Source organism: Bacillus sp. m3-13 (assembly GCF_000175075.1).
Classification (GTDB): domain Bacteria; phylum Bacillota; class Bacilli; order Bacillales; family Bacillaceae_I; genus Sutcliffiella_A; species Sutcliffiella_A horikoshii_C.
On record NZ_ACPC01000009.1, the window covers coordinates 92,835 to 105,440 of the forward strand.

14 protein-coding genes are annotated in these 12,606 nt (G+C 40.5%); 2 read left to right on the top strand and 12 right to left on the bottom strand.

What is annotated here, in order from left to right:
- Window positions 1-26: 26 nt before the first annotated feature.
- The 7 genes from M313_RS0102645 to M313_RS0102675 all read right to left on the bottom strand — a co-directional run bounded on the left by M313_RS0102645 (window position 27) and on the right by M313_RS0102675 (window position 8,844).
- The gene (locus tag M313_RS0102645; protein WP_010192162.1) at window positions 27-299 is read right to left on the bottom strand and encodes a hypothetical protein; all 273 of its coding nucleotides are present in this window, start codon (window positions 297-299) and stop codon (window positions 27-29) included.
- Between the two features lie 144 nt (window positions 300-443).
- Complete coding sequence (locus tag M313_RS0102650; RefSeq protein WP_010192165.1) at window positions 444-3,500, bottom strand: efflux RND transporter permease subunit; 3,057 nt, start codon at window positions 3,498-3,500, stop codon at window positions 444-446.
- 195 nt (window positions 3,501-3,695) lie between these two features.
- Window positions 3,696-4,433 carry a 3-oxoacyl-ACP reductase FabG gene (fabG, locus tag M313_RS0102655; RefSeq protein WP_010192167.1) on the bottom strand — a complete coding sequence of 246 codons (738 nt, stop codon included), beginning with the start codon at window positions 4,431-4,433 and terminating at the stop codon, window positions 3,696-3,698.
- A gap of 101 nt (window positions 4,434-4,534) precedes the next feature.
- Window positions 4,535-5,059: a signal peptidase I gene (gene lepB, locus M313_RS0102660; protein WP_087942034.1), complete on the bottom strand. Its 525-nt coding sequence runs from the start codon at window positions 5,057-5,059 to the stop codon at window positions 4,535-4,537.
- 112 nt (window positions 5,060-5,171) lie between these two features.
- Window positions 5,172-5,777 (bottom strand): TVP38/TMEM64 family protein, encoded by a 606-nt coding sequence (locus M313_RS0102665; RefSeq protein ID WP_010192172.1) that lies wholly within the window; start codon window positions 5,775-5,777, stop codon window positions 5,172-5,174.
- Window positions 5,778-5,869: 92 nt separating this feature from the next.
- Window positions 5,870-6,787 carry an aminoglycoside phosphotransferase family protein gene (locus M313_RS0102670; RefSeq protein WP_010192173.1) on the bottom strand — a complete coding sequence of 306 codons (918 nt, stop codon included), beginning with the start codon at window positions 6,785-6,787 and terminating at the stop codon, window positions 5,870-5,872.
- 65 nt (window positions 6,788-6,852) lie between these two features.
- A complete protein-coding gene (locus M313_RS0102675; RefSeq protein WP_010192175.1) occupies window positions 6,853-8,844 on the bottom strand; it encodes a S9 family peptidase in 1,992 nt (663 codons plus the stop codon).
- Window positions 8,845-9,022: 178 nt separating this feature from the next.
- On the opposite strand from M313_RS0102675, the gene M313_RS0102680 reads away from it, so the two are divergent.
- Entirely contained in the window at window positions 9,023-9,400 is a 378-nt protein-coding gene (locus M313_RS0102680; protein WP_010192196.1) for a YhjD family protein, read from the top strand.
- An 81-nt stretch (window positions 9,401-9,481) separates the two neighbouring features.
- On the opposite strand, the gene M313_RS26900 is transcribed toward M313_RS0102680, so the two are convergent.
- The 4 genes from M313_RS26900 to M313_RS22455 all read right to left on the bottom strand — a co-directional run bounded on the left by M313_RS26900 (window position 9,482) and on the right by M313_RS22455 (window position 10,786).
- A complete protein-coding gene (locus M313_RS26900) occupies window positions 9,482-9,580 on the bottom strand; it encodes a DUF421 domain-containing protein (RefSeq protein WP_268741873.1) in 99 nt (32 codons plus the stop codon).
- A 55-nt stretch (window positions 9,581-9,635) separates the two neighbouring features.
- Window positions 9,636-9,905, bottom strand: coding sequence for a YetF domain-containing protein (locus M313_RS26570; protein ID WP_029326296.1), 270 nt, complete (start codon window positions 9,903-9,905; stop codon window positions 9,636-9,638).
- Window positions 9,906-9,952: 47 nt separating this feature from the next.
- Entirely contained in the window at window positions 9,953-10,114 is a 162-nt protein-coding gene (locus M313_RS26250; RefSeq protein WP_234946531.1) for a DUF421 domain-containing protein, read from the bottom strand.
- Window positions 10,115-10,225: 111 nt separating this feature from the next.
- Window positions 10,226-10,786: a competence protein ComK gene (locus M313_RS22455; protein WP_010192213.1), complete on the bottom strand. Its 561-nt coding sequence runs from the start codon at window positions 10,784-10,786 to the stop codon at window positions 10,226-10,228.
- 193 nt (window positions 10,787-10,979) lie between these two features.
- On the opposite strand from M313_RS22455, the gene M313_RS0102705 reads away from it, so the two are divergent.
- Window positions 10,980-11,225, top strand: a complete 246-nt coding sequence (locus M313_RS0102705; RefSeq protein ID WP_010192214.1) for an IDEAL domain-containing protein — start codon at window positions 10,980-10,982, stop codon at window positions 11,223-11,225.
- A 71-nt stretch (window positions 11,226-11,296) separates the two neighbouring features.
- On the opposite strand, the gene aceA is transcribed toward M313_RS0102705, so the two are convergent.
- Entirely contained in the window at window positions 11,297-12,583 is a 1,287-nt protein-coding gene (gene aceA, locus M313_RS0102710) for an isocitrate lyase (protein WP_010192215.1), read from the bottom strand.
- Between the last annotated feature and the right edge of the window lie 23 nt (window positions 12,584-12,606).

Here is a 12,606-nt window from a genome sequence, read left to right on the forward strand (position 1 = left end):
TAAATTCCTCCTACTTTTTTACAAGGTTATCGACTCATGTATGCAAAGTAGTGAGAGGAATCTTCTTCATCTAAGGTTGATTCTTTTGTTGGCCGTTTTCTATATATGAATGTAATAAGCCTTCTCCGCTTACCGATAACAGACTGCAATTTATTTGTTTCAAGGTCCAATGATGTTGTATACCCATTGTGCTGGCAGACCACATACTTGGAATCCACATAAAAGCAGAACGTCATCAGACAAAGGACGGCGGCTGTTACATATGGTGCGTATAGTAGAATATCAAGATAGAATTCCATAAGATATGCAATCACCTTTTTAACTGATTATAGTAGATACTACTTGTACGAACTAAAGAATAATAATGTTTCATTTAAAGTATATCCCTACAATAAAAAGATACACCTAGTCTGCAATAAATGCTAGGTGTATCTTTTTGTTAATTATGCTTCTTGCACTTTTTTACGTTTGATCACAATATAGAATGCCGGAACAAACAGTAGTGTAAAGAATGTAGAGAAGAAGATACCGGAAATAATAGAGATTGCAAGTGGTGTAAATAATACATCACCACTGAATGCAATTGGCAGCAATGCCGCAATGGACGTAAACGCCGTCAGTACGACCGGTCTCAATCTCGCTTTTCCTGAATCTATGACTGCTTCACTGAGAGTGGCACCTTCCTGCAAACGAGATTCCATAAACTCAATGAATACTGTTGCATTACGTACCACAATTCCCGCAAGCGATACAATCCCCATCATTGCCATAAAGCCTAGGCCGGTTTGGGTAATGAATAATCCGATAACCGCACCGGAAATGGCGAGGTAAACAGAGCTCATGATCAATAATGGAAGTCTTAAAGAGTTAAATTGGACAACCATTAAAATATAGATTAGGAAAATAACAATTACGAACAGCTTACCTACTTCAATAAAGAAGTCGCTTCTGGCAGATGATTCTCCTCCAACCGATACAGAGATACTATCTGACTCATAGGAAGCAGCAATATCTTTTACTTCCGCTTCAAGCTTCTGCTTATCATCTTCCCCTGGATATACACGTACAGTAATCGTCCGGTCTCCATCCTTATGAGGAATTAGAGGCAACACTTCTGTTTCTTCTACTTCAACAAGTTCAGATAACGGGACAAGAACAGGGGCTCCAAATTCTGTCGTTTCTGTTTTACTTGGGAGTTCCAAGGTCTCTAAATCAATGGTTTCGCCATCTTCTACGAGATCCTGAACAATTGTTAAAGTTTCCCTTTCAAGTCCAGCCTCATAAGAACCGACAGGAATACCCTCTGTAACGAGCCTAATTTGATTGCTAATTTCCTGGGAGGTGATGCCATGCTCTTCCATCTCTTCCCTGTTTGGAACATAGTTGACAGTTGGTTGGGAGGATCCAACATCATCGATAACCGCTCCGCTTCCTTCTAGGCCTTCTATTTCTTCTTTCATTCCATTTACAGAATCCATTAACTCGTCAATATCATCTCCGACTACTGTCAAAGCAATTGGAGCTCCAACTGGTGGCCCAGCTTCGATAGTGGATAGCATCACAACCGCATCTGGATTTTCATCACGCAGTTGTGGCTGCCATTTTGCGATAGTGTCTGCTGCAGACTGCTGCTCACGATCAACCCTTAGTACTATCTGACCTGTATTCTCACCAGAATTGGAAAGTGTGCTTCCGAAAATACCCGGTTCACCACTACCGGCAAAAATAGTTGTTTCATATACTGCTTCATCTGACTTGATGCTTTCTTCCATTTCTTCAAGCCTTGATTCCGTTTCCTCCAGTGGGGTTCCGGCAGGATATGTTACAGATACCGTAACCTCTTCCCTGTCAGCACTTGGGAAGAAAACAACAGGAATAAAGGGGACAAGAGCGTAAGTTGCCGTACAAAATATAAGAACGGAAAGCCCAGTAAGCAACGGCTTTTTCACAACTTTGGTCAATATTTTCAAACTATACCAATCACTTACTTTCTCAATCTGAGAACCAAGCAGTCCATCTTTCACTTTGTTTCTCTTCTTTTTCTTTTGACGCCATGCCATAAATATCGGCACAATTGTCAATGCAACAATGGTGGAACCAATGATGGTAGCAATCAAAACTGTCGGCAGTGCGGAAATGAATGCACCGTTCGGACCACCAAGGAATGTCAGTGGCAAGAATGTAAATACAATTGCTAATGTGGACGTAATAATGGAAACGCGAACTTCTTTGGTTCCTTTTATCGCGCCTTCTAGTGGGCTGTCACCTAGTTGATAACGCCTTTGAATATTATCGTTCACGACAATAGCATCATCTACTAATATCCCGAGGGCTATGATTATTCCAATGATGGAAATCTGGTTCAAGTCCACATTTGCATATGGCAGCGGAATCAAACCAAGGGCAATGGAAATTGGAATGGATATTGCCACTAGGATCGCGGAGACTGCATTTAGTCCAAAGAATGTGATTAACACGACAGCTAAAATGGAGATTAAAAAGGAGATCCCCAAATCTTTGAATATTTTGGACACAATATCATTTTGTGTGTAATATAGGTCCATTTCCACTTCATCAGGCAACTCTTTTGAGAGACGTTCCATCTCTGCATCCACTTTGGCATGCAATGTTGGAATGTCCACTCCTTTTTCCTGCATAACCGTTAATGATATAGCAGGTGTACCATTATAGGTAATGAAGTCTTCTTGTTCGGTAGGAATTTGCGTTAAGCTTGCAATATCCCCGACATAAAGCGAATTTCCTTCTTCATCCTTTTTCAGAAATACATTCTCTACTTCCTCAATGTTTTCAATATGTTCAAATGTCAGCTGGGATATTTGATTTCCTTCCTGCTGACTGCCAAGCGGGGTGATTTCGAGCTCATTCTGGATAGCTGTTATGACATCTGGAAGCAACACTCTTTCTTCTTGCATGCTTTCAGAATCCAGGTTAAGTGTATAGCTCGACTCTTCTAACCCTTTTACTGTAATCTTTCTAACACCATCAATATCCTCTAATTGAGGAATCCATCCTTCAATGATATCTTTTTGCTCTAATAACAATGCGCGATCTTCATGTAAGACGTTGTAAGATGCGATGGCTCCCATTTGAATGTCTGTGTTAATGGTTGGTTCAAAAGCGTCCTCTGGAAATTCCCGGCTTACATCAGAAACTTTTTGTTGAACTTGGGAGAATACTTTATCCCTGTCCGCATCATCGGTCAGTTCCATCACGATATTGGATGCGCCCAATCCAGAAACGGATGTGACACTGTCCATCCCGTCAATATCCAATAATTCTTTTTCAAGCGGGGTGGTAATATCACGTTCGACTACGTTCGGCGCAGCTCCTGGATACACAGTGGTGATGGTTCCTACGTTGAGGGAGATTTCAGGAATCTCACGTTTGGGTATCTGGAAATAGGTCAAGGAACCGATGACCACCAATAATAGTAAAAATATCAATGTTACTTTTGGTTTTTTAATAAGTGCATTAAACACCTGGATGTCCTCCTATACTCAATTATTCAAATTTGACTATTTAGCCTGAGTTCATCATACGGTGTCGGTGTGAGTCTTGGCAAGAATGAATATGCTTTGGAGTCATTTGTTACTTTTTTCGTCAAAAACTTATAAATGTATACGAAAAAACTAGGCACCTTTTCAGTACCTAGTTCTAAAAAGAAGTATTTACCTTTACATCATAACCCCGCCATCTACATGGAGAACCGTACCATTCACATAATCTGATTCATCTGATGCAAGATACAGATACGCATTGGCAACATCACTTGGCTTTCCTAGCCGCTGTAATGGTACTAACTGTAGCATCGTCTGGATCATCTTCTCAGGTATGGTCTCCACCATGGCTGTTTCCACAAACCCAGGTGCCACTGCATTTACATTAATGTTTTTTCGACCAAATTCCTTCGCCCATGATTTTGTCATACCAACTACGGCAGCTTTAGATGCAGCATAATTGGTTTGTCCAACATTCCCATATATACCGCTAACGGAAGAAGTATTGATGATTTTCCCTTTGCCGTTTTCCAGCATATGAGGAACGACTGCCTGGGTGCAATTAAAGACACCATTCACATTGACTTCCATCACTTTTTGAAAATCTTCGCCACTCATTTTCAAGAGCATATTGTCTTTTGTTATGCCTGCATTGTTAATCAAAATATCAATTTTGCCGAATCTTTCTTTGACCATTGCTACCATTTCAATTACCTGTGACTCGTTGGAAACGTCCACTTGGTAGAATGCTGCTTCCCCTTCTGCTTGGAGTTCTGCGACTCTTTGTTCTCCAGCAACTGCATCATAATCTACTAGTGCTACCTTTGCCCCTTCTTTTAAGAATACTCTTGCAGCTTCCAAGCCTATGCCGTTTGCTGCTCCTGTTATGATTGCAACTTTCCCCTGTAATCTCATATCCATCCCCCTATTATGTCTGAAAATTAAATCTCTTTTCATTATACTGTTTTTTGTGTGCAAAGGTAAAAAAAGAACAGATCTCTTTGGAATCTGCTCTTTTACTTGAAAGTCGTATTAAATTCATCAAATGGCCAGTAGCGGACATGGACCTTTCCGACGATGTCTTCTATTTTCACAAACCCAAAGTGCCTGCTGTCTAAGCTGTTAAGCCTGTTATCTCCTATTACAAATACATGACCTTTCGGTACTGCATCTTCACCCGTCAACTCTTCTAAAGAAAAATCACCTGTAAAGTTGCCACCAAAGATTTTCAAGCGCTCAGCAGAGATAAACGGCTCTGTTACTTGTTCTCCATTTACATAAAGCATATCTTGTTTGTATTCAATTTGGTCACCTGGCAACCCTATTACTCTTTTTACGTAATGGATGTCCTCATCTTCTTGTTGAAAAACAACCACATCAAATCGTTCCGGCTTCGTAAAGGAGTAAACCATTTTATTAACCATGAGGAAATTCCCTTGCTCCAATGTTGGATTCATGGAATGCCCTTCTACAATATAATTAGAAAAGAAAAGCGCACGAATCATAAGCACCAAAAGGAATGTGACAATCAACCATTTCATTGCTGATTTACGTTTTGTGATCTTTTCTTTCAATTCATAACCCCCGAATATCTATCTAGGTCTTTTGTACTTTAATATTATCATAATATACTGAATTTTTACAAACAATTGTTTATTTTTCGCCTGAGAGTTGTAGACGCAGTTCTACTTTTTTACCGATAAACCATAATACCAGCATAATGGTAATGGCGATGGCTGTTTTAATCGGCGCACGAATAAACGAAATGATGTCATAGCCAATATAGCTGATGGTAAAAATCATGACCATTTTCCCGGCTACCAACGCCAGAAAAAATTGATAAAACTTTATTTTGGACAACCCGGCAACCACATTGATCAAAAATGACGGAGTAAACGGAAAACACAGTAAAAAGAATATAGGCCCGAAGCCATGCCTCTCAATCCAAGACATCATTTTCCTTATTTTCTCTTTTCTTAGCAAAGCCTGGATTCTGGGGTATCTTTGCAGTTTATGAACAAAATAGTAAACAATCACGGCTCCGACCACGGCCCCTGACCATGAAATTAAAAAACCCAACCAAAGACCAAAAGCAGCGGCATTTGCCATCACGATTACAATCAAAGGAAGAAAAGGAAGAAAAGCTTCCAGCACCACTAACAAGAAACCTGGTAGTGGTCCAAATGATTGATACTCTTCCAATACCTCCAGAAGATTTTCCATTGTCAGTAATTCTTTTATATATTCTATAAATTCCATTCCACTATCTCCACTTCTCTGCTAGTCATCTTTCTCTATTGTACTAATTATTCCTTTATTGTCCCATTAAATAACCTCATTTAATAATTTTACTATGTTAAACAGCCAAACTTTTCATTATGTAATTTCTCAAATACAAATATGCTTTTATAAAATGGTTCACTATATTCTTCCCCGTCTTCCAACGACCAGCAAACAGAGAGCACAGAGTGTGCGAACCCCCACGCAAGGATTCGTCGTTCATCCAGTTTCAAATTATCCACCAAAACAGCAATTCTTTCCGATAGGATTGGTTCTATATCTTGATCTGGAAGATTATTTAGAAGAAATTGTATCGTATCGTATTCGCGCTCTCCCACTAACCCTTTAGGGTCGATGGCTACCCAGGATGAGTGCGATTTTAAGATATTGTAATGATGAAGGTCTCCATGCAAAATGTATCTTTCCTTTTTTTCTTGAAGTAATCTTTGGAAAGTATGGATGGCTTTCTGAAGAAGGTCTTGTGTAATTGGGGCTTTACCTGTTGGATGTGCTTTATAAAATTTTATGAGACTTTGCTCTCTTTCTTCAATCTGTGGCAGTCGCGAATCCGGTGTTTCCGGTACCCACAACGATTTCATAATGCCGGCGGCAATCTCGGTTGCTTCCACTTCATTCTCCAGTGTTGCCAGGGTATGACCTGGAGATAGACGTTCTAACATCAATATTCCTTTTTCAACATCAGTGTCTATGACTTGGACCATGCCCTCTCCGGCAAAGAAGCTTAACGCTTCCACTTCTGAACGGATTTCCTTGTTCGGAAGGGAAAGTTTCAGAACAACTTGGGCTCCATCCATTTTCTTGGCAGGGGCAACAAAATTATACGAAAGGTCAAATGGAGCGAGAACCTTCAGTCTCCACTTTTCCTCACAGTATTCAATTAGCGAGTCAAAATCCTGCAGCCAAGCCTCTCCCTCTACTTTATGTATGTTCTTGATTGTCTGAACATAATTCGGCGGTAGCTTTACCATGGTCGTACCCCTTTTCAGTAAAACGAAGCTCTCCCAAAAGGAAGAGCTCCGTCTATTACTACTTTTTACTTAGCGCCTTCCAAGTGCTCTACAAACCAGTTTTTAATATGATCCAGTCTGTGAATACGAAGTGCTGGATCTCCGCTTCTCGAAAGCTCATGATTTGCACCCGGGAAACGAACAAGCTTAGTGGTCTTCCCTTGTTGTTTCAAGGCTATGAATAGCTGCTCTGCTTGCTCCACCGGACATCGATAATCTTTTTCCCCATGCAAGATTAGCAGTGGCGTATTGACATCGCTCACGTATTTGATTGGAGAATGGTCCCAAAGCTTATCTACTTTTTCTCCCATATCTCCTTTTACTTCCCATTCGGAGAAGTAGTAACCAATGTCACTGACACCATAAAAGCTCAGCCAGTTTGAAATGGATCGTTGGGTGACAGCTGCTTTAAAACGATCAGTGTGACTGACCACCCAGTTTGTCATAAATCCGCCATAGCTTCCTCCGGTAATGCCTAAATTCTTCTCATCGATAAAGTCAAATGTTTCGAGGGCATAATCCATTGCAGCCATGACATCAAGATAATCCTTGCCACCGTAATCTCCACGCACAGCATCGACAAATTCCTGGCCATATCCATGACTTCCACGGGGGTTAGTGAATAACACGACAAATCCTTGTGCGGTCAATGTTTGAAACTCATGGAAGTAAGTATTGGCATACATGGCATGAGGGCCGCCATGCACCTCTAAGATGGTCGGATATTTTTTCCCTTCTTCAAATCCTGCAGGTTTCATAATCCACCCATGCAAATCCCATCCATCTGGTGCTTTATAACGGATAGGTTCTGCCACACTTAATTCTACTTCATTTTTCCAAGCTTCATTGACTTTGGTCAATTGTGTCCGTGTTTGGGAACGGAAATCAAGGTGGTAAAGTTCTCCTGGATCTGTAGAGTTGCTTACTCCTACAATTGCTTCATGGGTATCCGTCAGCATGCTTACTGCATATACGTGCTCATCCGGGAGATGAATCGGGTACATAGAACCATCCAAAGAACCAAAGTAGATTCCTGTAGCACCTTGGTCACTCATTAAGAAATAAAAACCTTCACTCTCGTCTGTCCACATAAGTCCAGGATTCACATTACCGGAATGGAAATCGCCAATTGCAACGTCGCCAACCTCCACATCAAGGTTTTCTGTTAGGCAATGAGTTTCACCTGTTGCAAGCTGGGTTACCCATACACGGGTCAACGTCGCACTTTGAAACTCTTTTTCATGCCCTAAAAAGCCCAGGTATTGACCGTCGGGAGAAAAGGAGATCGTGGAAAAGAAACCGTTGCTGTGTGTAATTTTATTCTTTTCTTTTGACTGAACATCCATCACATAAACATCAGAAACCAAAGAAACATCTGGATTTTCTTCGAGATTTGCTACAAAAGCAATTTTTGTTCCATCAGGCGACCATGCAGCGCTACCATAATCCCTGTCTCCTTCTGTCAGGAGACTCACTTCCTTTGTTTTCAAATCCAATAAGGCTAGATGATCGTTTTTGTTATCTAAAAACCCCTTAGCATCGGACTTGTAGCGCATTTTCTCCACTACAAGAGGTTCAGGTTTTTTCTTTTCCTCGCTTGTAGAACTCGTAGAATGCAAATCCTCCGCACTCTCTACAGAAGTACTAAACAATAGTTTCGTTCCGCAAGGCGACCAGACTGGACCCCTTGCCCCATTTTTACAAAAGGTAACCTGCTCTGCTTCTCCCCCGTTTACAGGCATAACATATAGTTGGCTTTTCTCATTACGGTTGGAGACAAAAGCAAGCTTGCTCCCATCAGGAGACCATCTTGGGCTTGTTGCTCTCCCTTTCCCAGATGTGAATGGTACCGCGTTCCCCTCTAAATCTCCTACGTAGATGGTAGAGCGATATTCATTTTCTTCCTCATGGACAGTAGTCTGCACAAACGCATACTTACGGGAATGTTTATCCCATTGCGGATCGGTAATAGATGTTAGACGAAACAGATCTGTTGACTCCATTTTTCTTTTTGTCATTGAAATCTCTCCCTTATGTAAAATTCTCTATTCTACTTATTTCGACAAATGAAATAATTCCCCTTTAATAAATTTGAAAAACTTTATTTACAGTTTAAAAAAGTTGCTTGCATATTTTTAAGACTTTGGTATAAAATAAATACGAACAAACGTTCTAGAATTTTAGGAGGAAGATGAAATGACAAGATTATCAAAAGAACAAATATACCTGTTTGAACAGGCGATATATCTTCCTTTGTTACTGATTGTTTTAGAAAGAGATACAAGCATTATTAAAGACAGTGGAATAAAATTAAAAGAACCCTATCTTACTCTCATTGATCAGGTTATGCGCAAAATCCAGCTACAACTTAAGCATATAAAAGCCGATATGAAACAGCAACAAATGAAGCTCCACAAATTAAAACAAGATGAATCCTTCACCATGTATGCTTTTTTGTTTAATGGATATGAAGAACACCATAACTATTTCAACCCGAGAATCAGAAATAAGGTAAATGAACTTTTGATGCAATATATTTTGAGAATGGAAGAGACTTCGACTAGTGAAAAATAGGTATGGTCGGGCTTAGTTTAGTACTTCGCAAAGAAACGTGAAGCTTGTTTTCTTCATTGATGGCAGCAATAAAAAACATCTTTAATATTGATGATGTCCTTTTTTAACAACTCTTCTTTTTAACCAAGCTTCATTCAGTCCCAAAGTGTTCAAAGTTTTCTGCTGTATCCTCCCATCCATAATAACACTGTATTCAATTGAAGATTTTGGGCTCACGGCCGCTGTATTTTCCACTTTAGCTGCTTCTTTTTCCAGGCTTTAATTTCACCGATAGCTCACCATTGGCTTCAATTAGTGCGAAGTGGACATCCTCGATAAGGAATACATCCTTTTCCCTTAACATCTGCAGAATGTTATCAATGGAATAATGTATTTTATACATATTCTCAATATGGAATTTGCCTTCATAAATGACAAGCGTTGGCTCAAAGGATAACAGCCTCCCAATATGATGATTTTTTATTTTTCCACCAAGCAATAAACTTTTGCAAGAGAGCAATGGCAATGATTGCCCCTACTGTCGGCAAGTGATGAACACTTGGATCCGCAATATCAGCTCCAACCACCGATCCTAGTGTTAGGATAACGAAGAAAATCAAAAACCGGCAGTTCACCAATTGAGCGTTTTCCCATAAAGAGCGTAACCAATAACATTAATGGCAGAATGGTAATGATACGGAATAACACTTTTAATAAGTCAACGAAAAGCTCCAAGCGCAACTTACCTCCTCTGTCCTTTTCCTTAGAGTTAATCAAAATGGATGTGATATGCAATTTTCTCCAAAAAAATAACACCTTTCCTGTTGAAAGGTGCATTCCTGTCACTTAGCTCTGCAAATCCTTACTGCTTCTCAATCTGTACATGATCCCAGGTGTAGCAACAAGGCTTCGGTTGGAATTGCTTCTTTTCCTATTGACTCTTTGCTGAAGCTTAGCCCGAAAAAGAGACGTTCGGTGGATTTGTGCCTCATAAGAAGATTTCGAGATGGGAAATTCCACGATGGTGTTGTTCGGGAACATCACTTTTGTGTTAGCGGTTGGGGTCTTATTATATTCATACGCATAATGTAGTGAAATCCAGATGCAGCTATCATTTGTAGGTGATGCAGTGGGGAAAAAGAAAATGTCATTCATCGGATCAATGACGATTGGGGGTTTGTGAGTATAGCCGGAGATGCCCTTTGTACCTTGTTTTCTTCCTTCAAAACTGGATCCGTAAAAGTTGCAGCTGTCTTCAATAATTTTTAATGGCGGCAATGAAACATAGATTTCTCCTTCTTCTTCAAGCACTTTTGAATAAAGATTCCCCTCCATTTCAACAGGAATGATTGCCATAGTAAAGCCATTAATTTCATAATCACTCGACAATTCGACATTGTTCTTCATTATGTTCACCCTTTCCATATGTGTTCTTTGTCATCTCGTGACAATCGAACCACTATTTTGACTATTTATGTATATTTTCCCAGAAAACCCAAACGGTGTAAAGGTTTTTAAAATATTTTAAATATTTTAAAAATTTGTTGATTTTTATTGCGTTCCTCAATATACTATTAAAAAGGCTCGAGGTGAGGAACTCATGAAGAATGAGAAGTCTTATACGGAATTGATGAAAGCGAAAAAGATGAACAAGAAAGTGTCCGTTGAAGCCTATATGATGAATGTGTATGTTCAGATGATCATTGATGAGTCTTTATTCCACTACCACAAAAACCTTCTGCAAGAGAAAATTGACAGTGCCTTGGATGCCAATGACCCTTCCCTGTTCCACTTACTTTCCGACAGATATAAAAAATTCCTAAACGATTGGGGCGTTTCCGCTTAGAGAGTTAAAACGCCTAAATAAAGAGAAGAGCACGGTTGGCTCTTCTCTTTTTCTTGTTTATGTGGAAGTTACTATTTCCCTTGATAAAATTGCGCTTCTTCTGTTGAGCCGCTCAGTGCGGTTGTGGAAGATGTGCCACCGGAAACAAGCTTTGCTACTTCATCGAAGTATCCTGTACCAACCTCGCGCTGATGACGGGTTGCTGTATAGCCATATTGCTCACTTTCGAACTCGGCTTGTTGCAACTCGGAATATGCTCCCATCCCACGGTCACGATATCCTCTTGCCAGTTCGAACATGCCATGGTTCAAGGCATGGAATCCGGCTAAAGTTACAAACTGGAATTTATAGCCGAACTGGGCAATCTGCTGCTGGAATGTTTCAATCGTTGCATCATCCAATTTTGCTTTCCAGTTGAAAGAAGGTGAACAGTTATAAGCCAACAGTTTGCCAGGGAACTTTTCGTGAATGGCTTCCGCAAAAGCTCTTGCTTGTTCTAGATTCGGTTCGGACGTTTCACACCAGATCAAATCCGCATAAGGTGCATAAGCAAGGCCACGAGCTATCGCTTGGTCAATGCCAGCCTTTGTGCGGTAGAACCCTTCCGCTGTTCTCTCACCAGTCAAGAAAGCATGATCGTTCTCATCAATATCACTTGTAATAAGATCTGCCGCATCCGCATCGGTTCTTGCGATCAAGACTGTAGGCACACCCATTACATCAGCTGCGAGACGTGCTGAGATCAGGTTTTTCACAGCCGTTTGAGTTGGCAATAATACTTTCCCGCCAAGATGTCCGCACTTTTTCTCAGAAGACAATTGATCTTCAAAGTGAACACCTGAAGCACCAGACTCGATCATGCCTTTCATTAACTCAAATACATTCAGTTGACCGCCGAAACCTGCTTCTGCGTCCGCAACGATTGGTGCAAAATAATCCACCTCTTCGCTTCCTTCTAAGTATTGAATCTGATCTGCACGCTGCAATGCCTGATTGATTCGTTTAACCACATGTGGCACACTGTTTGCAGGATAGAGACTTTGATCCGGATACATATGACCGGATAAATTGGCATCTGCCGCTACTTGCCAGCCGCTTAAATAGATAGCTTTTAATCCCGCTTTCACTTGCTGGATCGCCTGATTCCCTGTTAAAGCTCCAAGTGCATGCACATAGTCCTCTGTATGAAGAAGATCCCAAAGTTTTTGTGAACCTCTTTTTGCTAATGTATGTTCAATATCAATGGATCCTCTAAGACGCATCACTTCTTCTGCAGAATACGGTCTTTCAACCCCATTCCATCTTTGTTCTAACTCCCAGCTTTCTTCTAACTGTGCAATTCTTTCTTCTCTTCTCATTATTAATTCCTCCCTTAGTTTAG